This is a genomic window from Streptomyces phaeolivaceus (genome assembly GCF_009184865.1).
Lineage (GTDB): Bacteria > Actinomycetota > Actinomycetes > Streptomycetales > Streptomycetaceae > Streptomyces > Streptomyces phaeolivaceus.
In genome coordinates, this window is sequence record NZ_CP045096.1 from 931,493 (window position 1) to 953,679 (window position 22,187).

Below are 22,187 nucleotides of genomic sequence, written 5' to 3' on the forward strand. Positions count from 1 at the left end.
AGGACGCGCATGAGCCTGATGAGTCTCGGAGTACTCGCCTCCTCCCGCAAGGAGAACGAGTTCCGCCTGCCGTTGCACCCCGGCCACCTCGACCGGATCGCCCCGGACGTACGCGAGAGGATCTTCCTCGAAGAGGGCTACGGCCACCGGTTCGGGGTCACGGACGACGCGCTGCGCCCGCTCGTGGGGGGCCTGCGCTCCCGCGAGCGGATCCTCGCCGAGTGCGAGGTGGTGGTGCTGCCCAAGCCGACGCACGAGGACGTCGCCGAACTGCGCGAGGGCCAGGTCCTGTGGGGGTGGCCGCACTGTGTGCAGGACGAGCGGATGACCCAGCTCGGCATCGACCGGCGGCTGACCCTCATCGCCTGGGAGGCCATGAACCACTGGACCTCCACGGGCGCCTTCAGCGTCCATGTGTTCCACAAGAACAACGAACTCGCCGGCTACTGCTCGGTGCTGCACGCCCTGCAACTCGGCGGACTCACCGGCCAGCGCGCGGTGGTCATCAGCTTCGGCGCCACGGCGCGCGGAGCGGTCACGGGTCTGGGCGCCATGGGAGTCACCGATGTCACGGTGCTCACCCAGCGCGCCGCGGCGGCGGTGGCCTCACCGATGCCGTCGGTGGTGATGGCCCACTTCGAGGAGCGGGAGGACGATCCGTCGCGACTGCGGGCGGTCACCGCGGCCGGTTCGAAGCCGCTGGCCGAGTATCTGGCCGGGTTCGACATCATCGTCAACTGCGTGCTGCAGGACACCGACGCGCCGCTCATGTTCGTCACCGACGAGGAACTCGCCCTGTTCCGGCCGGGAACCTACTTCATCGACGTCGCCTGCGACAGGGGCATGGGCTTCGACTGGGCCCGCCCGACCACCTTCGGCGAGCCCGTGTTCACGGTGGGCCGGGGCTGTCACTCCTACGCGGTCGACCACAGCCCGTCCCATCTGTGGAACTCCGCCACCTGGGAGATCAGCGAGGCGCTCCTCCCCTACCTGCGCAAGGTCATGGGCGGCCCCAAGGCATGGGACCGGGACGCCACGGTCGGCAAGGCCATCGAGATCCGTGACGGTGTCGTCCGGAACCCGAAGATCCTCTCCTTCCAGCACCGGCAGGCCCTCTACCCGCACTCCCGGGCACCGCGCTCCTCCGCGCGAGCGGCCTGACACACGACCGCGCGAGCGGCCTGGGACACGACGACGGTGGGCGTCGTCAGCACGACGCCCACCGCCCGGCACCACGTACTACTCGAAGGTCAGCTGCACTTGCGTCCGGTGTTGATGCACTGGACGGCCTTGTTCATCAGCTTCTGGTCGAAGACGTTGATGAAGTCACCGTGGTCGGTGACCGGCTTGTGCTGCTGCTCGGGGAAGCTGTCCAGCGAGTAGAACGGACGGGTCTTGCCGTTGTCCTTCACGCTGGGCGCGTCCACGTCGTACACCAGCCGCTGCACCAGCTGCGGAATGGCCTTGAAGCCGGTCGGGCACTTGCCCGCCGCGTCGGCGAAGGCCACATGCGTGCGGTGGTTGGCGCTGTCGATGTTCTTGCCGTCCCAGCAGCTCTGGAACTTGAAGGTGCGCACCACGTCGCTGCCCGAGGGGCAGAGGGGGTACTTGTCCTTCAACTGCACCTTGTTCTCGAAGCCGGTGCAGCTCCAGGAGGCGTTGGCGTTGGCCGTGCCGTTGACGAAGGCCTTGGCGTCACCGGTGATGATGCGCAGCAGCCTGGGCATCGCCACCACCTTGCCGCGCGGGCTGCCCACGAAGTTCAAGGTGGCCTTCTTGGCCGTCAGGATCCGGCCCGTGTTGCCCTCGGCGCCGCCGCCCTGCTGCGCGGCGTCGAACTCCTTGGTGCCGTCCTGGAGACGCAGCACCGGCCAGAAGTACGACGACCTGTCGCCCTTGTTCTTGCAGCTGGTCCCCGCCTTGGCGAGGTCCTGGTCGCTGGAGAAGGCGTCGTTGTCCTGGTTGCCGACATAGTCGTGCATGTGGTGCGCGCCGTTGGTGACACCGGGCGCGACGATGACGTTGTCGCTGTTGTACAGCTTGTTGGCGTTCACACCGCACTGGGTGGCGAAGGTGCCCTTCGACGCCTTCGCCGACCTGGCCGGGGTGGTCACATTCGCCTTCACCTTGGTGATGTCCACGAAGTCGGCGGCGACGGGACCGTTGCCGGCCACACCGGCGTTGGTGTTGTTTCCACCCTGGTTGCCGCCCTGGTTGTTGCCGCCGCTCGCCGCGGGCGCGGGCTGGTTGCCGGTGGCGCGCAGTGTGCAGGCCGCGAGGGCGTCAAGGCCCTGCGGCTTGGCCGCCACCCGGCCGATGGTGGTGGCGATCCGGTCGATCGTCGCCTTCCGCTTGTCCTTCAGCGGGCCCACGATCGCGTTCTGCGCGAAGTTGGGGTCCTGCTGAATGGCCCTCTGGGAGGTGGAGAGTCGCTGGTACGCCTCGGAGATCTGCTTGTCGAGGAGTGCCAGTTCCCTGTCGACCTGGGCCTTGGCCTGGGCGGGCACCGAGGTCAGCTTCTGCCCGACGTCGGGGCAGTCGATGGTGGAGGTTCCGGCCGCGAGCGCCTGGTTCTGGACGGACCCCTTGGCCCCGCCGGTCTCGTCGGCCGAGGCGTAGATGTTGACCGCCACCAACCCACCTGCCCCCACGGCCAGTGCGGCCGCCGCGCCTACCGCCCGGCGGGCAGTGTTGGATCTCTTTCGCGTGTTGCGTCTCATCGGGCCTCTCAAGGACATCTCCGGAGCCGGCAGGACTTCCGGCAGGGGTGAAGCGCGCCCTCAGATACGGATCTGCGCGCGAAATGCTCAGCGAATTCTCAGATTCGTAGCTTCACACAGACGCAAACACCACATGGCCCCACAAGTCGGACCGGACCAACTCCCCTGCCGCACCCGCGACACCGGTTCCGCTCGATCGTCCGCGGTACCCCGATCCCACTGCCCGTGGATCCGACCTACCCGAGGAACGAGATGCGGACCTGACGGCGGGGATTGTCCCTGTTGGTGTCCACCAAACTCCGTTAAGACAACGCCAAGTTACCCGAGCGCGGAATCTCCATGTGATGCGTCATCGGAATCCCGTCACGTGAAGCGGTGAGCGGGAGAAACCCCAGGTCAGTTGGCGTTTCGCGGTCCCTCGGGGGGTGTCAGGCCCTCAGAGCGTCAAAGGAGCGCGAACGGCTGAGGCGGGCCCGTCATCCTCCGACGGGATTCCCCGAACTGGGTGACCAACGACATCCAGCACTGACAGGAGATCACCTGCCACCGATCACGCCATCGGGGCCGCTCACGCCCCGCGTTCATTTCGAACCCGATCGAGTCAGGCCCGCATAGCAGTGTGCGAGTCCGCCGGGAAGCAGGTATTCGGCCGGTAGGTTGCCGGCGCGGCGGGACGGCAACCCCATGTCGTGCAGGAGTTCGTCCGCGCAGTGGATGTCGTAGGGGCCGAAGTCGTAGCCGCCGGAGCCTGGCAGCACCTGTTCCTGCCAAGCCAGGCGAGCGTCGATGGCCTCCCGCATCTCCTGCCGCTCGGGGCGGTGCGCAGCGCCGCCCGGAAATGACAGGTCAGCCAGTGCGCGGTGAGTTCCATACCCATGATGTTGTTGAAAACCTGCCGGAAACCGACGAACCCGAGCCGGTCGGCGCTGGGTGGCACGATGCCCCGGTAGAGCCGCAGCCGCCCGGCGGAATCGTGCACCCGTACTCTCGGATCCAGGAACGGGAAGACTTTGTGATGCCCCCTGGCGAACACGATGACGTCCGCCGCCACTTCCTCGCCGGTCGCCAGTCGCAGTCCCTTGTCGGTGTACGCCTCGACCGCACTGATCCTGGGGGCGATCAGCCCGCGGCGGACGGCCCGCACGTAGCCGCGTGGCATCACTCCCGCGTGAGCCAGGTGGAAGGGGAGCTTGTGAGCGGGCCGCAGCTCCCTCGGTAGTCGGTACAGCCCGGTGGACAACAGCGTGTCGCGGGTGATGAGCCACCACAGGGCTCCCTTGACCCGCTCGTCGAGGCAGTCGATCGGACGGATGCAGGCCGGATCGTGGTAGCGGGGCAGGAGCGCCTCACCGAGCCGGGTGAACAGGATCCACTTGTAGCCGACCAGACCGAGCAGGAACCGCTCGGGGACCATCCAGTTCACCTTGCGCTGCACGAGGGTGGCCGAGGCCGCCTCGCGTGCGGCGCGAGTGACCAGATCCAACGCGGACTTGCCGCCGCCCACGACGACCACGCGCCGGCCGGCGAACGTCCCCGCCCGCACCTCGTTGGAGTGCAGCACGGCCCTACGGAACGATTCACGCCCTGGCAGCTCGGGCAGCTCGGGCAGCTCGGGCATGATGATGAGCCCCGGTGGCGACAACGACCTAGTCGAATGTTTCGCGATGAACCTCCGCCGCCTTGTCCCCAGCGGGCCGAGAGTCGATCGACCAGCCGGAGGCGCCCACCCGCCCAGGGCCGTCCACCGGCCGGATGGAGATCACCTCTGTGCCGGGTCGAACGCGGTCCAGCACGCCGAAGGTCTCGGCGTAGTTCTCCAAGTAGCGTTGCGTGTCCGCCGCGCTGGCGAAGTGCAAACGGTTGGGCAGGTCCGCGAACTCGAAGATGCGAGCGCGGACTGGTTGGCCAGCCCGTCGTAGCAGCCTCCTGACGACCAAACTCCGCCGACCTGCCGGTACTTGTCGAAGACCGTGACGTCGAAGCCGTTCTCCAGCAGTACCTTGGCGGTGACGATTCCCCCGGGCCGGCCCCGACAACACACGCTTTCATCAACTGCCACTCCCCTTGGGCGATCGACGCAGCCAGCTCACTCATCATCCCGGTCGCGGACCCCTGTGCCCAGCGCATGACCAGGTGGACCACGACCCCATCACTCGGGTCTCGGGGTGCCGCGCCGGCTTCTGCAAGGCGGGGCGGGGCGGAAGTCGAAGATCGTCCGGTCCGGAGCCGCACGACCTACCGAGGAACCGATTGCCCGCGTCTCGCCGTAATCACCCTGGCCCGATGGATCTCACAGAAGCGGCACAGGCGTGGCGTGAAGACGGTTTCGTGATTCTCCCTGGCTTCATTCCTCCGGACGAGTTGAAGCCCGCGGCCGACGAGCTGAACCTGCTCTTCCCGTCCGCCGAGGGCTTCCATGACGAGACCGATCCGCAGCGCGGGCGGTCGTCGAGCAGACCGTCGCACGCAGGACAAGGCACCACCGGATAGCGGCCGAACGGGCTCGCTCAACGAGAACCGAGCAAGCCGTCCAGACCAGTCTTCTCCGCCTCGATGAACGCGTACACCTCGCTCGTCGATCGCTCTCCCTCGCGAAGAAGACCGCCGCTTTTCGCAGCGCCTGGTTCGTCTCCGCCTGCTCGGCGGCCAGCCTCCGCAGCCGGCGCAGCTCTTCCCGTTCGGCTGTCGGCAGCTCCCGGTGCCCCTGGCTACGGTCTCATCCTGCTGACCCGGTTCCGCAGGCCCTCGGCGCTGACCCCAGGCTGCCGGGCCACCTCGGTGACGGTCTTCCCGGAGGAGCGCTCGAGCGCGACTGCGTCGAGTTTGCCAAGACCGTCGCTGCGCTCCCGTCCATGACAGCGAATCAGAACGCAGGCATGGGGTGGATGCCAGTGCGCCACTTCCGTCACTCAGCGGGCCCGAGAGCCCTCCTCCAGTCGGCGACGGCGAGCAGTTGTCGGGGCAGATCGGCGTCCCCATCCACCTCCCCCTCGACGCGGGCAATCCGCTCACCAACCAGCGATGACGAACATCAGGAATCGAGTGGGCAACATCCCACTCGATCAACATGTCGCGTTACACACGCTGCACGCGAGGTTCCTGTCGACTGCCCGTACGGAAGCTGTCGATGTGCTGTCAGTTCAGTCATGTGACTTGTTTTCCCAGTGACGCAGCCCACATTGAACGTTGAAGCTATTGGAGCCGCCACCGCACTCCGGTGTTGCGGCCCTGCACCTCCGCACGATGCTCGACATACCGACGCACGTCAGCGTTCAGTCGCCCGAGGCATCTTCTCCCCACACAGCCAGGAGGTCTGTGAAGCATGCCCCTGAGCCGTCTGTCCCTCCGAGACAGGGCCCTGTTCTGGCAGTTCGGCCAAGGTCCTGAAGTCCGCGTCCCCGACCCCCTCGTCCACCACGCCGTCGAACGGCGGGCCACCGCCGCGCCGCACGCAGTCGCCGCCGAGCACCTGGACACGACGATCACGTACGGCGAGCTGAACCGTCGTGCCGACCGGCTCGCGGCCAGACTCGTACGGGAGGGCGTACGGCCCGGCGATCACGTCGGCCTCTTCGTACGCCGCTCCATCCCGATGCTCGTCGGACTGCTCGGCACGCTGAAGGCCGGCGCCGCGTACGTCCCGCAGGACATCGGCCTCACGCCCGCCGACCAACTGCGGCACGTCATCCGCACCGCCGGAACCCGGGTCGTCCTCACTCAAGCGGAGCACACGCTGCGGGTGCCTCCGGCTGACGCCGGACACCGGCTGATCACGCTCGACGACGACGCTCTCGCCAACCTCCCCGCGGAAGGGCCGGTCCGTCTCGAGCGGCCCGTGCGCCCCGATGACGGGTGCTACGTCCTGTTCACCTCCGGCACGACCGGCAAGCCCAACGGGGTGAAGGTCACCCACCGCAACGTCGCGAACATCCTCCTCACCGAACCCGGTGACCTGGGCATCCGCCCAGGCGACCGGGTCGCCCAACTCCTCAACATCGCCTTCGACATGGCCGCCTGGGAGATCCTCGGCTGTCTGGCCCACGGCGGCACGCTCGTCGTCCGCGGCAAGGACGTCGCGGCGGCGGCCCGTACGGCGGACGTGCTGATCGCGACGCCGACGGTGCTGACCGGGATCGACCCGGCGGGCTGCCCCCGTGTGCGGACGGTGGCGGTCGCGGGCGAACCGTGCCCGCGCCCGCTCGCGGACGCCTGGGCCCGGCGGTCCGCCTTCCACAACTCCTGCGGGCCCACAGAGACGACGATCGTCAACACGATGCGCCACCACCACGTGGACGACGCACTGCTCACGATCGGCCGCCCCACCCCCAACAACACGGTGTACGTCCTCGATGAGCACCGGCGTGCGCTGCCCATCGGGGAGGTCGGCGAGATGTGGGCCGGGGGCGACTGCGTATCGGCGGGCTACTTGAACAACGAGGCGCTGAACGCCGAGCGGTACGCCCCCGACCCCTTCCTCGGCGGCGGGCACCGCATGTTCCGTACCCGCGACCTCGGCCGCTGGACGCCCGACGGCGAACTCGAGCATCTGGGCCGTACCGACGACCAGGTCAAGGTCCGCGGCTTCCGCGTGGAACTCGACTCCGTCTCCTCGGTGCTGGAGTCGGTGGCGGGCTGCTCCCGCGCCGTCACACTCAAGCGGGACGCCCGCAGCCTGATCTCCTTCGTCTGCCCGGCCGACATCGACCCGGACGCGGCCCGGCGCGCGGTGGCCGACGTACTGCCGTACTACTGCGTGCCGGCCATGGTCCTCCCGGTGGCCGCTCTGCCGGAGACGGACCGGGGCAAGGTCGACCGGGCGGCACTGCTTCGGCTGGCGGCGGAGCGGGAGGAGGCCGCGCGGCCCTCCGCGTCGGCGGTGACGGTTCATGGCGAGGGAGCACCCCTGCTGCCAGTGCCGGCAGTGCGAGAGGGGGCAGCCTGATGACGTCGTCCGCTGAGGCCTCAACCGTGGAGGCGGGAGGCGCCACGCGCGCAGCGCCTCCCGCCTCTCCCGCGGCCCTCGCCGAACTCCCTCCGCTCACGTCCGCGCCCCGTCGCCTCCTCAAGCACCCCCGCCTGATGCACTACAACCGCCTGGCGGCCCTGGTGGTGCTGGCCAACATCAGCTTGCTGGCGGCGAGTTGGACGCCGAACGCCGAGGCCATCGGCTACGCGTCCCTCGTGAACCTCGCGCTCGCCGTGGTTGTCCGGCAGCAGTACGTCATCAACCTCTTCTTCCGGCTCGCGACTTGGGCTCCTAACAGCTGGCCGCTGAAGGTGCGGTGGACTCTCGGGAAGGTGTACCACTTCGGCGGACTGCACGTGGGCGGGGCACTGGCCGGAGCCGTGTGGTTCCTCGCGGGGGCGGTCGTGGTGACCGTCGATGGCGCTAACCTGGCACTCATCACCGTGAGTTGGATTCTCGTCGTCCTGCTCGCCGTCATCGTCGTCACCGCGCTGCCGCCCTTCCGCTCCCGCTTCCACGACCACTTCGAGAAGATCCACCGCTTCGGCGGCTGGAGCGCCCTCGCACTGTTCTGGACGCACACGCTGCTGGGCGGGCAGGGGCCGGTCACCCTCGGGGTGCTGGCCGTAATCACCTTCAGCGTCGCCCTGCCCTGGCTGCGGCTGCGCAAAGTGGACGTACGGATCGAACAGCCCTCCACGCACGTCGCGTTGGCCCGATTCGACCACGGCGTGACCCCCTTCGCGGGGTCCTCCACCGCCATCAGCCGCAGCCCGCTCACCGAGTGGCACTCCTTCGCCAACGTGCCCTCACCCGGCGAACCCGGCTTCCGGCTGACCATCTCCCGTGCGGGCGACTGGACGGGCTCGTTCATCGACGACGCGCCCCCGAAGGTCTGGGTCAAGGGCATCACCACGGCAGGGGTCGCCAATATCGAGACCCTGTTCAGCAAGGTGATCTACGTCGCCACGGGCAGCGGTATCGGCCCCTGCCTGCCGCATCTGCTGGCCGCCGAGGTGCCTTCACGGCTCGTGTGGGCGACGCGTGATCCCCGCAGGACCTATGGCGACGGCCTGGTCGACGAGATCCTCGCCGTCCAGCCGAACGCGCTGCTCTGGGACACCTCGCAGTACGGCAAACCGGACATGGTGCGGCTCGCGTACACCGCGTACCGCGACTTCGGCGCCGAAGCTGTCATCTGCATCTCCAATAAGAAGCTGACCTGGCAGGTCGTTCACGGTCTCGAGCGGCGCGGCATTCCCGCGTACGGCGCGATCTGGGATTCGTAACAGACCGTCAGGAGAGAAGGAGAGAGGGAGAGACGATGAACACCCTCAAGATCGAACGTCATGACCGCGTCGTCACTGTACGACTCCACCGGCCGCACGTCCTGAACGCCCTCAGCAGCGAGCTGCTGGCCGAACTCCTCGACACAATGCGTCCGTTGGACCGCGACCCGGATGTCGGCTGCTTCGTCGTCACCGGTTCGGAGAAGGTATTCGCGGCCGGTGCCGACATCAAGGAGATGGCAGGGAAGTCTGCCGCGGACATGGCCGAGGAGGACTACTTCGCGGGCTGGGAGGAGTTCGCCGGATTCCGGACGCCGAAGATCGCGGCGGTCAACGGCTACGCGCTGGGCGGCGGTTGCGAACTCGCGATGATGTGTGACCTGATCATCGCGGGCGAGTCGGCGGTCTTCGGCCAGCCGGAGATCAAGCTCGGCGTGATCCCCGGCATCGGCGGCACCCAGCGGCTCACCCGCCTGATCGGCCGTGCCAAGGCCATGGATCTGATCCTCACAGGCCGCACGATGAACGCCCGCGAGGCGGAGGCCTCGGGCCTGGTGTCGCGGGTCGTCCCAGACGACCGCGTCCTCACCGAGGGCATGGAAGCCGCCGCGACAGTTGCCTCCTACGGCAGCCCGGCCGTCACGGCCGCCCGCGAGTCGGTCGACCGGGCCCTGGAGACCGGTCTGCGCGACGGGCTTCTTTTCGAACGGCGCGTGTTCCATGCGCTGTTCGCGACGGAGGACCAGAGGGAGGGGATGAGCGCGTTCATGGAGAAGAGGACGCCTGTTTTCAAGGGGCACTGACGGGGTGAGTTGACCCGGTGAGCGGGGCGGCGGACGGGGTCTCGGTCCGCCGCCCCTCGTCATGTGCGGGTTGTGAGTCCAGGTCCCGTAAGGGGAAGGCCGAGGTCGGATCAGGGGCGGTGCCCGGACGTCCGGGACTCGAACTCACGGCCGAAGGATTATTGAGTCCATTGGGGATCTTGGCGGCCCTTGCCGATCATTGCCGATTCACGCCGTTCTTGCAGGTCAGACGTGCTGATCCGTGTCAGTCCCGTGCAGTGCTTGTCGGTCTGTTCCTGTCCTTGTGGCCCCTCAATGGCCCCTGGGGGGCGACGAGCCAGACAGCTTCTACGGCAACAGCCGCGTCCGCCCAGTCCAGCCAAGGGGATAGAACCCTCGCACAGCGGATTCCCCTTCCAACGCGCAGAGGCTCCGATCCCCGGATGAGAGGAACGGAGCCTCTAGCCTTCGACCCTCCGCTCGCGCGGAGAGCAAAGATTGGCTGGGCTTGCGGCCCGAGAGGGTCGTCGGTTCATCTCCGCTCGAGCGGAGATGAACCGATCAGCCACGGGTGGGCGTACTCTTCGCCGACATCGGACATGGTTCCATCCTCGCGCACCTCCTCGTCACCGCGCGGGAACGACCGTCCGCACACCGAGTGGCTCACCTGGTGATACACCGCGTCCACTCCGCGAGACACCATTGACCGTGTGCGGACCGGCTGACTACTTTCGCCGCATGTTGCGTTCAGCCCTGCTCACTTCGCGCGGTCACATCGACCTGCTGCGGGTGGCCTCCGCCGCGTGTCGTCGCGGCTGCTGACGTCTCCTCACCCTCTTCCCCCCTCGGCCTGCGTGCCGCCGCCCCACCCGCGTGTCCGACGAACCGGTTCCGCTGAGCATTCCGTGAACCGGCGTCCGGCGACGCGGCGGCATCGCGCGCGGCGCCTCTTCTCGGCGCGCGCTCCCCCCTCCCCCCATGGAGCTCTCATGAGCATCAGTCACGCCCCACCCGACCTGCCCAAGACGGATATTCCCGATACACGCGGCAGAGAGGGCGCCCCCTCCGCCGCCCCCGCCCTCGAACCCGTCGTCCCCATCTCCACCCGCCGCACCCGTGTCCCCCGCTGGCTGCGCCGCGCCTCCGGCCCCCTCCTGCTGCTGGCCCTCTGGCAACTCCTCAGCGTCACCGGGGTGTTGACCCCCGACGTGCTCGCCTCTCCGGGGCGGATCGCCCAGGTGTCGGGGGATCTGATCGCCGACGGCTCGCTGCCCTCCGCGATGGGCACGTCCCTGCGACGGGTGGCGCTCGGCCTGGTGTTCGGGACAGCCGTCGGCACCGGACTCGCCCTGGTGTCGGGGCTGTTCCGGGTCGGCGAGGACCTCGTGGACGCCAGTGTGCAGATGCTGCGCACCGTGCCGTTCGTGGGTCTGATCCCGCTGTTCATCATCTGGTTCGGCATCGGCGAGGCCCCGAAGGTCGCGATCATCACCCTCGGCGTGTCGTTCCCGCTCTATCTGAACGTGTACGCCGGTATCCGCGGTGTCGACTCCCAGCTGATCGAGGCCGGGGAGTCCCTCGGGCTGTCGCGCTGGGGTCTGGTCCGGCATGTCGTGCTCCCGGGCGCGCTGCCGAGCGCCATGACCGGTCTGCGGTACTCCCTCGGCATCGCCTGGCTCGCGCTCGTCTTCGCCGAGCAGATCAACGCGGACGCCGGTATCGGCTTCCTCATGGTGCAGGCCCGGGACTTCCTGCGGACCGACGTGATCGTGGTCTGTCTGATCGTCTACGCCTTCCTCGGCCTGCTCGCCGACTTCATCGTCCGCTCCCTCGAAAGGCTGCTGCTGCAATGGCGACCGACGTTCACCGGCCGGTGACCACGCAGGAGGCCGGCTCGGCCCCCAAGACCCCGAAGACCCCCGAGGGCCCGGACAACCCCGAGAGCCCGGAGAGCCCTGAGACCGCGTCGGCCACCGCGCCGCACGCCGTGCACGTGGACGGTCTCACCCGCTCCTTCGACGGCCGTGCCGTCATCGACGACCTCCGACTCGACGTCCGGCCGGGCGAGTTCGTGGCCCTGCTCGGCCGCAGCGGCTGCGGCAAGTCCACCCTGCTGCGCATCCTCGCCGGCCTCGACCGCGACATCGAGGGCACCGTCCTGGTGCCGCGCCGCAAGGCCGTCGCGTTCCAGGCGCCACGCCTGATGCCGTGGAAGCGGGTGTGGCGGAACGTACTGCTCGGGCTGCCGGGCAGGCCCGAACGCGCCCTCGCCGAACGGGCCCTCACGGAGGTCGGCCTGGAGCACCGCGCCGGCGCCTGGCCCAAGACGCTCTCCGGCGGCGAGGCCCAACGCGCGTCCCTGGCAAGGGCGTTGGTCCGCGAGCCCGATCTGCTGCTGCTCGACGAGCCGTTCGGCGCGCTCGACGCGCTCACCCGGATCAAGGCACAGCGCCTGGTGGGCGAGTTGTGGCAGCGGCGCGGCTGCGCGGTGCTGCTCGTCACGCACGACGTCGAGGAGGCGGTGCTGCTCGCCGACCGTGTCCTGGTGATGGACGAGGGCGTCATCGCCTACGAGACACCCGTCGACCTGGACCGGCCCCGCGACATCACCGACCCCCGCTTCGCCGAGCTGCGCGGCCGGCTCCTCGAACGGCTGGGCGTCGACACCGCCGCCGAAGCCGCCTGAGCCCGCCCGCCCCCGGCTGGCCTGAATCCCCCCACCTGAACCACACCGAACGGACCCCCATGCGACGACGTCTCGCTCCTGCCCTGCTCCTCCCCCTGGCCCTGCTCCTCTCCGCCTGCGGCGGGAACTCCTCCGCGAGCACCTCGACCGGCGACGGGACCGACGGCAAGGGGTCGCTCACGCTGAACGTCGGTGACCAGAAGGGCGGTTCGGAGGCCATCCTGCGGGCGGCCGGGGAACTCGACGACCTCGACTACAGGATCAAATGGTCCACGTTCACCTCGGGACCGCCGCTCCTGGAGGCCGTCAACGCCAAGGCCGTGGACATCGGCGGCGTCGGCAACACACCCCCGGTCTTCGCGGCCGGGGCCAAGTCGAGGATCACGGTCGTGGCCGCCTGGCACGGCACCTCCAAGGGCGACACCATCCTCGTACCGAACGACTCGAAGCTGACGCGGACCGCACAGCTCAAGGGCAGGTCCATCGCCGTGGCACAGGGGTCGTCCGCGCACTATCAGCTGGTCGCCTCCCTGAAGAAGGCCGGGCTGGACTTCGGCGACGTCGAGGTCAAGTACCTCCAACCGGCCGACGCGCTCGCCGCGTTCACCTCCGGCAAGGTCGACGCGTGGGCGGTGTGGGACCCGTACACCTCGCAGGTGCTGAAGGCGCGGCAGGGGCGTGTGCTGACCACGGGGGACGGGATCACCAACGGACTCACCTTCCAGGTCGCGGCGCCCGCCGCGCTCGCGGACAAGAAGAAGTCCGCCGCGATCAAGGACTATCTGGACCGGCTGCGGCGCGCCTACACCTGGGTGTACTCGCACGAGGAGGAGTGGGCGAAGGTCTGGGCGAAGGAGACCGGGCTGCCCGAGGACGTGGCGCTGGCGGCGGTGAGGCGTACGTACACCACCCGGGTCCCGGTCGCCGTGGACAAGCCGCTCATCGCCTCCGAGCAGGAGATCGCCGACGCCTTCACCGAGTTGAAGCTGATCCCGAACGAGGTCGACTTCGGCGACTTCACCGACACCCGGTTCAACGGCGACCTCCCGCCGTCGACCACCGCTCCCCGTCCCTCGGAAGGGTCGTGACACGGGCGGCCGTTCGCTGCCCGGAGTGCGTCCGCCCGACATCGGGTAACTGGCCCAGATCGCCAAGGCGGCCGAGCAGTTGGGCTTCGACGCGGTGCTGACGACGCCGACGGGTACCTGGTGCGAGGACGCCTGGCTGACGACGGTGGCACTGGCGCAGCACACCCGGCGGCTGAAGTTCCTGGTCGCCTTCCGGCCGGGGGTGATCTCGCCGACGCTCGCCGCGCGGATGGCGGCGACGGTGGAGGGCGCGCTGACCGCGCTGCCGCCCGACCCGGTGCCGCGGCTCTTCTTCGGCGGCTCGTCGGCGGCGGACGGTCCGGTTCGGCATCCGGCTGCACACCATCTCGCGGGACTCGTCGGCTCAGGCGTGGTTGACGGCGAACCGGCTGCTCGACGACCTCGACGCCGCCACGATCGCCGCCGCGCAGTCCGCACTCGGGCGCAGCGAGTCGGAGGGCCAGCGGCGGATGCTCGCCCTGCACGGCGGCTCCCGGGCGGAGCTGGAGATCCATCCCAACCTCTGGGCGGGGGTCGGTCTGGTTCGGGGAGGGCGTGATCCCGGAGCTGACGGCGCGCGGGCTGCCGGCGGGCGCGGGCGCGAGCGCCGGGGAGGACCGGGAACGCCCGGGAAGATCCTCGGCCTCCTCCCCGTTGGTAGAAGCGTGAACAACACGCGTGAGGTCGAGGTAGTCGTCATAGGCGCCGGCCAGGCGGGGCTGGCCGGCGCCTATCACCTGCGGCGAGCCGGTTTCGAGCCGGAGCGCGACTTCGTGGTGCTCGACCACTCCCCCGGTCCGGGCGGCGCCTGGCAGTTCCGCTGGCCGTCGCTGACGTACGGCAAGGTGCACGGGATGCACGCGCTGCCGGGCATGGAGCTGACGGGGGCCGATCCGGCGCGACCGTCCTCCGAGGTCATCGGGGAGTACTTCGACTCGTACGAACACGCCTTCGACCTGCGGGTGCGGCGGCCCGTGGACGTACGTGCCGTACGGGAGGGCGAGGGCGGGCGGCTGCTGGTGGAGACCTCGGACGGTACGTGGTCGACGCGGGCGCTGATCAACGCGACGGGTACCTGGGACCGGCCGTTCTGGCCGCGCTATCCCGGTCAGGAGACGTTCCGGGGGCGGCAGTTGCACACCGCCCGGTACCCGGGGCCCGAGGAGTTCGCGGGGCTGCGGGTGGTCGTGGTGGGCGGGGGCGCGTCCGGGACGCAGCATCTGCTGGAGATCGCGCCGTACGCCGCTTCGACGACCTGGGTGACGCGGCGCCCGCCCGTGTTCCGCGAGGGGCCGTTCGACGAGGGCGCCGGGCGGGCGGCGGTCGCCCTGGTGGAGGAGCGGGTGCGGCAGGGGCTGCCGCCGAGGAGTGTGGTGTCGGTGACGGGGCTGCCGCTGAACGACGCGATCCGGCGGGGTCTCGCGGACGGTGTCCTGGACCGGCTGCCGATGTTCGACCGGATCACGCCCGACGGCATGGCGTGGGACGACGGCCGCCGGGTGGACGCCGATGTCATCCTCTGGGCGACCGGTTTCCGCGCCGCCATCGACCACCTCGCCCCGCTGCGGCTGCGTGAGCCCGGCGGCGGCATCCGGATCGACGGCACCCGCGCGGTCGCCGACCCACGGATCCATCTGGTCGGCTACGGCCCCTCGGCGAGCACCATCGGCGCCAACCGCGCGGGCCGCGCGGCGGTCCGGGACATCCGGCGGCTGCTGGCGAGGGAGCCGGCCGCCGCCTGACGTCCCGGGACCGGCGCGCGGCCCGCACCTCAGCCGGTGGTCGAGGGCGGTGCCGCGCTCGCCGAGGCCTTCTGCCGGTTGGCGTTGAACTCGGCGACATTGCCCAGGTGTTCCTGGTAGTTCGCCGTGAAACGGGTGTCGCCCGGCTTGACGGTGACGAAGTACAGCCAGTCGCCCTCCGCCGGATTGACGGCCGCCCGCATCGCCGCCTCGCCCGGATTGGCGATCGGGGTGGGCGGCAGACCCATGCGCCGGTACGAGTTGTAGGGGCTGTCGAGCTTCGTGTCGTCGACGGTGGTGTCCAGCGTCGAACGGTTCAGCGCGTAGTTGATGGTGGAGTCCATCTGCAGCGGCATCCCGCGCTCCAGCCGGTTGAAGACGACCCGGGACACCTTGCCCATGTCCTCCTCGGTGGCCGCCTCGGCCTGGATGATGCTGGCGATGGTGACCGCCTGATAGACGTTCATCGCGTTGCGCTGGGCCCCGGCCGTGACCTGACCGCCGTTGAACTTCTTGTTGGCTGTCTCGACCATGAACGCCAGCAGGGACTCGGGGCTCGCCTTCTCCTTCAAGGGGTACGTCGCCGGGAAGAGATAGCCCTCCGGGTTGCCCTCGGCGTCGGCCGGCAGCATCAGATCGGCCTTGGCCAGGGACTTCTTGGTGGATCCTGCGGGCAGCGCGAGGGCCTTGTCGACGGCTTCGTAGACCTGGCGGGCGCGCCAGCCCTCCGGGATCACCAGGGACGTCGGACGCTCGGCCGCGCCGCCACCGCCCTCCACGCTCAGCAGCGGCACCGCCACGGCGGTGGCCGCCACGACGGCCCCGGCCGCGATGAGGGCGGCCCGGCCCCGACGCGTCAGTCGAATCGTGCTCCGTGGCGGAGTGTTCATCTGCATGCGGGCACGGTAACCCGCATATCACCTTAAACCCGGCATATCTTCATCTTGTCGGTTCCAGTTTCGGTTCCGGCGTCGGCGTCTTGACCACCTCTCGGTCCGACTTCAGCCGCGCGTCCCGCCGTACGAGCGCCGCGTACCGTCCGCCGCGCTCCAGCAGTTCCTCGTGCGTCCCGCGTTCCACCGCGCGGCCGGAGTCGAGGACGACGATCTGGTCGGCCTCGCGGACGGTGGAGAGCCGGTGGGCGATGGTGACGGTGGTGCGGTTGGCGGAGAGCGCGTCGATGGCCTGCTGCACCGCGTGCTCGGTGCGGGTGTCGAGGGCGCTGGTCGCCTCGTCGAGGATGAGGACCGGCGGGTCGCGCAGGATGGTGCGGGCGATGGCGAGGCGCTGCTTCTCCCCGCCGGAGAAACGGTGGCCGCGTTCGCCGACGACCGTGTCGTACCCGTCGGGCAGGGCCGCGATGTGCTCGTGGATCTGCGCCGCCCGCGCCGCCGCGTGGAGTTCCTCGTCCGTGGCGTCCGGCTTGGCGAAGCGCAGATTGTCGGCGACCGAGGCGTGGAAGAGGTACGTCTCCTGGGAGACGACGCCGATGCCCCGGGCCAGGGTGTCGAAGTCCAGGTCGCGTACGTCGACGCCGTCGAGGGTGACCCGGCCGCCCGTGACGTCGTACAGCCTCGGCACCAGAGAGCCGAGCGTCGACTTGCCGGCGCCGGTCGGCCCGACGACGGCGAGGCTGCCGCCGGCCGGGACGGTGAGGTCGATGCCGTCGAGGATCGGGCGCGCCTTCGCGGGGTCGCCGGGGGTGCCCGGGGCGCCGGGGTCGCCATGGCCGTGCGCGTCGCCGTGCGCGTCGCTGTCGCCGTGCGCGTCGCTGTCGCCGTGCGCGTGGTCGTCACCGTCGTAGCGGAACTCGACGTTCTCGAAGCGGACTTCGCCCTTGACCCGGTCGAGGTGGACTGGGCGCTCGGGCTCGGTGATGTCGATCGGCAGGTCGAGGTACTCGAAGATGCGCTGGAAGAGGGCGAGCGAGGCCTGGATCTGGACGCCGGTGGAGAGCAGGCTCACGGTCGGCCGGAACAGGTTCTGCTGGAGCGAGACGAAGGCGACCAGCGTGCCGACGGAGACGGACGGGCCGCCGAGTTGGAGCGCGACACCGGCGGTCCAGTAGATGACGGCGGGCATCGCGGACATGACGACGGTGATGACGGCCATGCGCCAGCGCCCGGCCATGTTGACCTTGACCTCCAGGTCGACGAGCCTCTCGGACTCGTCGGCGAAGGACTTGGTGAGCGAGTCGGCGCGGCCCATCGTGCGGCCGAGCAGGATGCCGCTGACGGAGAGCGACTCGGTGACCGTGGCGGCCATGGCGGCCATCTGGTTCTGGCGCTGGGTGGTGATCTTCTTGCGCTCGTCGCCGACCCGGCGGCTTATCCACACGAACAGCGGCAGCAGAAGCAGGGTGACCACGGTGAGCCGCCAGTCCAGGGCGACCATGGCGACGACCGTGGCGATCACGCTGGTGGAGTTGGAGACCAGGGAGGTGGCCGTGGAGGTGACGGTCGCCTGCATACCGCCGATGTCGTTGGCGATACGGGACTGGACCTCGCCGGTGCGGGTCCGGGTGAAGAAGGCGAGCGACATGCGCTGCAGCCGGCCGTACACGGCGGTGCGCAGATCGTGCATGACGCGCTGGCCGACGGTCGTGGAGATCAGTGTCTGCAGGACACCGAAGATGCTGGTGAGCACCGCGCTCACGATCATGCCGAGCGCGAGCAGGCTCAGCAGCCCGGTGCGGCCCTCGGGGATCGCGGTGTCGAGGATCTCCTTGAGGAGGAAGGGGGTGGCGACCGAGGCGAGCGACGCGGCGCCGACGAGCAGGCCGACGATCGCGAGCCGGCCGCGATAGGGGCGGAAGAGCTTCAGGATGCGGCGGACCTGGCGGGGCTGTTCCTGCGAGACGCCGGACGGCCCCCGGGCGGGTTCATTGTCGGGACGCATGGGCTCCTACGGGAGGTGAGACGGGTGGGGACGGTGCGAGGCGAGCCACGGTCGTGAACGGGCTCGACGACTTACGGAGCTTAGCTCATTGTTACCTATACTCACAATGAACATGGTCCTGATATTGTTCCCGTATGACCATCCCCGACGCCGACGGGCTGCTCGCCGAGCAGTTGCTGCGCCTCACCCGCCGTGTGCACCGCATCCAGAAGCGCCACCTCCAGCAGAGCGGGCTGGAGATCACCCCGGCGCAGTCACGACTGCTGCGCGCCCTCGCGCACTACGAGGCGCCGCCGCGCATGGCCGATCTGGCGGAGCGGCTGGAGGTCGTACCCCGGGCCGTGACGACCCTGGTCGACGCGCTGGAGGAGAGCGGACGGGTGCGCAGGGCGCCCGACCCCACCAATCGGCGGGTGATCCGGATAGAGGTCACGGACGAGGGCCTCAAGGTTCTGCGCGAGCTGCACCATGCGCGCCGGTCGGCGGCGGAGGAGATCCTGGCACCGCTGTCGGACGATCAGCGGGGGGTGCTCGGCGGGTTGCTCGACACCTTGATCGACGGGGCGCCGGTGGTGGAGCAGGGCTGCTGAGCGGCTCCGCCCGGCCTGAGGGCGGGTCGACGGGCACACCGAAAGGGGCCCGGCGCAGATCGCTGCGCCGGGCCCCTTTCGGTTCCGGAGGACCGGAGGAAGGAAGGAGAGGAGGGAGGAGGGAGGGTCAACTCACGTCGGGAACCGGCTGCTTGGACTCGTCCTTGGAGAGCACGGGAACCTCCGCCTTCACGGGAGCCCCGGTGGGCCCACCCGCTGCATCCCCGTCCGCCGCTTCCTCGTCCTCTTCCTCCACGAACTGGATCTCCCCGTCGAGCATCTTCCTCGCCCGGTCGGTGTCCAGCGCGCCCTCCCACTTCGACACCGCGAAGACGGCCACGCAGTTGCCGAGCAGGTTGGTGGCGACGCGCATCGAGTCCATGATGCGGTCGACGCCCAGGAGCAGGGCGACCGCGCCGGCCGGGATCGCGCCGAGCGAGGCGGCGGTCGCCGACAGCGCCAGGAAGGCCGAGCCGGGGATGCCGGCCATGCCCTTGCTGGTCAGCATCAGGACCAGGATGACGGTGACCTGCTGGCTGAGGCTGAGGTCCACGCCCACGGCCTGCGCGATGAACAGCGTGCCGATGGAGAGATAGATGGACGCGCCGTCGAGGTTGAAGGAGTACCCGGTGGGCAGCACCAGGCCCACGGCGTCGTCCCGGGCACCGGCCTGCCGCAGCTTCTGCATCATGCGCGGCATGACGGACTCGCTGGAGGCGGTGCCGAGCGCGAGCAGCATCTCCGCCCGGGTGTAGCGGACGAACTTCCACAGGCTCAGCCCGGTCATCAGCTTCAGCGCGACACCCAGCAGCACGAGGAAGACGAGGGCGACGGCGTAGCAGAGGATGATCAGCTTGGCGTAGGTCTTCATCACGCCGAGGCCGTACTCGCCGACCAGGTGGACCATCGCGCCGAACACGGCGAGCGGGGCCAGCTTCATGACGAAGCCGACGATCGCGAAGATGACCTCCTGGGCCTGCTCGATGGCGGGCAGGATCTTGGGCACCTTGCTGTGGCCGAGGTGCAGCAGCGCGGCGCCGGTGAGACAGGCGAGCACGAGCACCTGGAGCAGCGCGTTCTCGGCGAACGCGCCGATCGCGCTCTGCGGGAGCGCGTTGAGGATGAACTCGCTCGTCGTCGGCAGCTCACCGCCGGCGGTCTTCGCGTCGACCGCCGAGGTGTCGAGCTTCGAGGGGTCGACGTTCATTCCCGAGCCGGGGCCGAAGACGTTGGCGGCGATCAGACCGATGAGCAGCGCGGCCGTGGAGGCGATCTCGAACCAGATCAGGGCCTTGAGCCCGATCCGCCCGAAGGCCTTGAGGTTGCCGGCCTTGGCGATGCCGACGACGACCACACAGAACACCAGGGGCGAGATGACCGTCTTGATGAGACGGATGAAACCGTCGCCGAGCGGTTGGAAGGTCGTGGCCGTGTCCGGCCACAACCTTCCGACGACGATTCCGAGCACAAGCGCGACTCCGACCTGTGCGAACAATGAGGTACGCAGCATGCGTGCGACGCGTCGCGGCAGGGACGGTACGGACTGCGGCACGGGGCACTCCTCCGAAGGAACTTTCTGTCATGCGGAAAAGTGCTTCCGCGCCGATCACTATCGGGGAGTTGTCGCTCACCGGGAAGACCGCCGCGTTTCACCGAGGTAAATCATCGAACAGACGCCGCATCGCACGCATACGGCGTCAACAGCCCATTCGGTCCTCCGTCAGTACTCCCTGTACGGAGACCAGCGAACGGTCGTAGCAGCCGTCCGAGCCGTGCGTGCGATAGCGCTCGCTCGTCGTGCCGACCGCGTGCCGCTGGTCACGCGGCACGTTCGCCGTGTAGGTGGCGTCACCCGTGTAGGTGTCGTCGAGCCGGGACCAGGCCGTGCGCCGCCCGCCATGCGTCTCGGTGACCGTCGCGCGGTCGCCGAGCGTGAGCACGGTCCGCAGCCGGTCGCCCGCCCCGAGGGTCGTCGTTCCGTCCATCGTGTACGACCGCTGGACACGCGCCGTCCGGACCGGCCCGCCTCCGCCTCCGCTGCCGCCTCCCTTGACGGTGACCGTCTCGTCGTCGCTCCACCGCGCGTCGAGCGCGTCGGGGTTCTCGCCGTCCGACCATGTGTGCGTGGAGGTGTTGGTGAGGCTCCGGCGGACGGTCGTCGTGACCCGGCCGTGCGAGGTGTCGACATAGCCGGCGACGGTCAGCGCGTGGCTCCCCTCGGTGTCGAGACGGTGTTCCGTACCGGGCGTGTACGTCGACGAGTTGGCGAGGTCGCCCGCCTCGACCTTGGTCAGGGCGCCGGTGACGTGCGTGCTCTTCGCGTCCTGCCAGACGAGGACGTTGACCGGGGCGCTCCAGCCGGTCTGGCCCTCGGGCACGCCGACCACCGAGACCTCGATCCGGTGCGGGCGGCCGTCGTTGAGGAGGCCCGCGAAGGGGGTGAGGTCGTAGCGCAGGGGCTGGATGTCGAAGGCGCGGGGGCCGGGGACGACGTACCAGAGGAAGGGGTTGGACCAGCCGCCGGTCCAGACGTTCGGGAACGGCGCGGCGATTCCGGCCAGTTGCCCGTCCACGGAGATCTGCACCTCGCGGTACGGCCCCTCGTCCGCCTTGCAGGAGTACGGCGCCGCCTCGGGCACCGTCAGATACCAGTACTCCTCGCAGCCGCCGCCGGAGCCGGTCGCGTACACCTCGGCGATGACGCGCTCGCTGTTGCGCGGGGTGGTGAGCGTGGTGCCGTCCTGGAGGGTGAGGACCCGGTCGGGGACGGTCCTCGCCGTCTTCGCGTCGGGCCTGCCCGCGTAGAAGGTGAGCGTGACCTTGACGTCGAGGACGCCGGTGTAGGTGTCGTCGACGACATTGCCGATGAGCATCTCGACCGGCTGCGCGGTGCGCAGGGTCTCGCTGTAGCGGGTGACGTCCTTCTCCACGGACCACTCGATGCCGTCGGGCGAGGGCTGCGGGGTGGACGTCCTGAACACCTCGACACCGCCGATGTGGAGATGGCCGAGGCGGTCGAACTGGCGGCCCTTCACCTTGCCGTCGAGCCGCAGGACGACCTTGCTCCACTTCTTCCCGCACTCCGCCGGTGGTGTGTACGTCCCCCGGTACGGCGTGAAGTCCCTGAACTGCGCCTCGGCGACCGTCACTTCGCACGACCTGGTGTTCTCGGGTCTGGCGACGGGCGGGGCGGCGGTGAGGGGGTCGTGCCAGTCGGTGCCGAACTCGGCCGGGACGGCGGGGGGTTCGGCGACGAGGGCGGAGGGTTCGACGACGGAGGCGGGGGTGGCGGCGGACTGGGCGGGGGCGTTGGCGGACTGGGCGGGGGTGGCTCCGAGGAGGGTGCTCGCCAGGAGGGTCGCCCCGGTGAGCATGGACATGATGATCCGGCTTCTCATGGCCGGAGTTCTACGGGGAGTCGGCGCC

General features: G+C 69.4%; 16 protein-coding genes and 1 pseudogene. 11 read left to right on the forward strand and 6 right to left on the reverse strand.

Translation table 11 applies throughout. The features are described from left to right. The first annotated feature begins 9 nt into the window (after positions 1 to 9). Entirely contained in the window at positions 10 to 1,161 is a 1,152-nt protein-coding gene (locus tag F9278_RS04595; protein ID WP_152167113.1) for a N(5)-(carboxyethyl)ornithine synthase, read from the forward strand. Between the two features lie 89 nt (positions 1,162 to 1,250). Here F9278_RS04595 and F9278_RS04600 read toward each other — a convergent pair whose 3' ends face one another. Together F9278_RS04600 and F9278_RS04605 are read right to left on the reverse strand one after the other, a co-directional pair. Beyond that, complete coding sequence (locus F9278_RS04600; protein WP_152167114.1) at positions 1,251 to 2,720, reverse strand: DUF1996 domain-containing protein; 1,470 nt, start codon at positions 2,718 to 2,720, stop codon at positions 1,251 to 1,253. A gap of 601 nt (positions 2,721 to 3,321) precedes the next feature. Beyond that, the gene (locus F9278_RS04605) at positions 3,322 to 4,338 is read right to left on the reverse strand and encodes an NAD(P)/FAD-dependent oxidoreductase (RefSeq protein ID WP_152167115.1); all 1,017 of its coding nucleotides are present in this window, start codon (positions 4,336 to 4,338) and stop codon (positions 3,322 to 3,324) included. Positions 4,339 to 5,003: 665 nt separating this feature from the next. Here F9278_RS04605 and F9278_RS04610 point away from each other — a divergent pair. From F9278_RS04610 to F9278_RS04650, 9 genes and pseudogenes are all read left to right on the forward strand, one after another. After that, entirely contained in the window at positions 5,004 to 5,210 is a 207-nt protein-coding gene (locus F9278_RS04610) for a phytanoyl-CoA dioxygenase family protein (protein WP_152167116.1), read from the forward strand. 832 nt (positions 5,211 to 6,042) lie between these two features. Next, complete coding sequence (locus F9278_RS04615) at positions 6,043 to 7,662, forward strand: amino acid adenylation domain-containing protein (protein WP_152167117.1); 1,620 nt, start codon at positions 6,043 to 6,045, stop codon at positions 7,660 to 7,662. Beyond that, positions 7,662 to 8,975 (forward strand): ferredoxin reductase domain-containing protein, encoded by a 1,314-nt coding sequence (locus F9278_RS04620; protein ID WP_152167118.1) that lies wholly within the window; start codon positions 7,662 to 7,664, stop codon positions 8,973 to 8,975. The genes F9278_RS04615 and F9278_RS04620 overlap by 1 nt, the downstream gene beginning before the upstream one ends. A 35-nt stretch (positions 8,976 to 9,010) precedes the next feature. Next, on the forward strand, positions 9,011 to 9,778 hold the full coding sequence (locus F9278_RS04625; RefSeq protein WP_152167119.1) for an enoyl-CoA hydratase-related protein: 768 nt from the start codon (positions 9,011 to 9,013) through the stop codon (positions 9,776 to 9,778). 968 nt (positions 9,779 to 10,746) lie between these two features. Beyond that, complete coding sequence (locus F9278_RS04630) at positions 10,747 to 11,634, forward strand: ABC transporter permease (RefSeq protein WP_152167120.1); 888 nt, start codon at positions 10,747 to 10,749, stop codon at positions 11,632 to 11,634. Next, on the forward strand, positions 11,607 to 12,443 hold the full coding sequence (locus tag F9278_RS04635) for an ABC transporter ATP-binding protein (RefSeq protein WP_152167121.1): 837 nt from the start codon (positions 11,607 to 11,609) through the stop codon (positions 12,441 to 12,443). The genes F9278_RS04630 and F9278_RS04635 overlap by 28 nt, the downstream gene beginning before the upstream one ends. A 59-nt stretch (positions 12,444 to 12,502) precedes the next feature. Continuing rightward, complete coding sequence (locus F9278_RS04640) at positions 12,503 to 13,531, forward strand: ABC transporter substrate-binding protein (protein ID WP_152167122.1); 1,029 nt, start codon at positions 12,503 to 12,505, stop codon at positions 13,529 to 13,531. A gap of 22 nt (positions 13,532 to 13,553) precedes the next feature. After that, positions 13,554 to 14,115 (forward strand): annotated as a pseudogene (locus tag F9278_RS04645) (LLM class flavin-dependent oxidoreductase); the annotation flags it as partial. Positions 14,116 to 14,196: 81 nt separating this feature from the next. Continuing rightward, positions 14,197 to 15,273 (forward strand): NAD(P)-binding domain-containing protein, encoded by a 1,077-nt coding sequence (locus F9278_RS04650; protein ID WP_152173698.1) that lies wholly within the window; start codon positions 14,197 to 14,199, stop codon positions 15,271 to 15,273. A gap of 29 nt (positions 15,274 to 15,302) precedes the next feature. Here the strand turns inward: F9278_RS04650 and mltG are convergent, their stop codons facing one another. After that, on the reverse strand, positions 15,303 to 16,169 hold the full coding sequence (mltG, locus tag F9278_RS04655; RefSeq protein ID WP_152167123.1) for an endolytic transglycosylase MltG: 867 nt from the start codon (positions 16,167 to 16,169) through the stop codon (positions 15,303 to 15,305). A 43-nt stretch (positions 16,170 to 16,212) separates the two neighbouring features. After that, positions 16,213 to 18,171 carry an ABC transporter ATP-binding protein gene (locus F9278_RS04660; RefSeq protein ID WP_152167124.1) on the reverse strand — a complete coding sequence of 653 codons (1,959 nt, stop codon included), beginning with the start codon at positions 18,169 to 18,171 and terminating at the stop codon, positions 16,213 to 16,215. A 134-nt stretch (positions 18,172 to 18,305) separates the two neighbouring features. Between F9278_RS04660 and F9278_RS04665 the strand changes: the two genes are divergently transcribed. After that, the gene (locus tag F9278_RS04665) at positions 18,306 to 18,761 is read left to right on the forward strand and encodes a MarR family winged helix-turn-helix transcriptional regulator (protein ID WP_152167125.1); all 456 of its coding nucleotides are present in this window, start codon (positions 18,306 to 18,308) and stop codon (positions 18,759 to 18,761) included. 127 nt (positions 18,762 to 18,888) lie between these two features. On the opposite strand, the gene F9278_RS04670 is transcribed toward F9278_RS04665, so the two are convergent. Together F9278_RS04670 and F9278_RS04675 are read right to left on the reverse strand one after the other, a co-directional pair. Continuing rightward, the gene (locus F9278_RS04670; RefSeq protein WP_152167126.1) at positions 18,889 to 20,313 is read right to left on the reverse strand and encodes a cation:dicarboxylate symporter family transporter; all 1,425 of its coding nucleotides are present in this window, start codon (positions 20,311 to 20,313) and stop codon (positions 18,889 to 18,891) included. Between the two features lie 145 nt (positions 20,314 to 20,458). After that, a complete protein-coding gene (locus F9278_RS04675) occupies positions 20,459 to 22,159 on the reverse strand; it encodes a peptide-N4-asparagine amidase (protein WP_152167127.1) in 1,701 nt (566 codons plus the stop codon). Positions 22,160 to 22,187: the final 28 nt, after the last annotated feature.

What these genes read in the sequence shown, in the direction of transcription:
- F9278_RS04595 (WP_152167113.1), top strand. Translation starts at nt 10, where the DNA reads ATGAGCCTGATGAGTCTCGGAGTACTCGCCTCCTCCCGCAAGGAGAAC.
- F9278_RS04600 (WP_152167114.1), bottom strand. Translation starts at nt 2,720, where the DNA reads ATGAGACGCAACACGCGAAAGAGATCCAACACTGCCCGCCGGGCGGTA.
- F9278_RS04605 (WP_152167115.1), bottom strand. Translation starts at nt 4,338, where the DNA reads ATGCCCGAGCTGCCCGAGCTGCCCGAGCTGCCAGGGCGTGAATCGTTC.
- F9278_RS04610 (WP_152167116.1), top strand. Translation starts at nt 5,004, where the DNA reads ATGGATCTCACAGAAGCGGCACAGGCGTGGCGTGAAGACGGTTTCGTG.
- F9278_RS04615 (WP_152167117.1), top strand. Translation starts at nt 6,043, where the DNA reads ATGCCCCTGAGCCGTCTGTCCCTCCGAGACAGGGCCCTGTTCTGGCAG.
- F9278_RS04620 (WP_152167118.1), top strand. Translation starts at nt 7,662, where the DNA reads ATGACGTCGTCCGCTGAGGCCTCAACCGTGGAGGCGGGAGGCGCCACG.
- F9278_RS04625 (WP_152167119.1), top strand. Translation starts at nt 9,011, where the DNA reads ATGAACACCCTCAAGATCGAACGTCATGACCGCGTCGTCACTGTACGA.
- F9278_RS04630 (WP_152167120.1), top strand. Translation starts at nt 10,747, where the DNA reads ATGAGCATCAGTCACGCCCCACCCGACCTGCCCAAGACGGATATTCCC.
- F9278_RS04635 (WP_152167121.1), top strand. Translation starts at nt 11,607, where the DNA reads ATGGCGACCGACGTTCACCGGCCGGTGACCACGCAGGAGGCCGGCTCG.
- F9278_RS04640 (WP_152167122.1), top strand. Translation starts at nt 12,503, where the DNA reads ATGCGACGACGTCTCGCTCCTGCCCTGCTCCTCCCCCTGGCCCTGCTC.
- mltG (WP_152167123.1), bottom strand. Translation starts at nt 16,169, where the DNA reads ATGCAGATGAACACTCCGCCACGGAGCACGATTCGACTGACGCGTCGG.
- F9278_RS04660 (WP_152167124.1), bottom strand. Translation starts at nt 18,171, where the DNA reads ATGCGTCCCGACAATGAACCCGCCCGGGGGCCGTCCGGCGTCTCGCAG.
- F9278_RS04665 (WP_152167125.1), top strand. Translation starts at nt 18,306, where the DNA reads ATGACCATCCCCGACGCCGACGGGCTGCTCGCCGAGCAGTTGCTGCGC.
- F9278_RS04675 (WP_152167127.1), bottom strand. Translation starts at nt 22,159, where the DNA reads ATGAGAAGCCGGATCATCATGTCCATGCTCACCGGGGCGACCCTCCTG.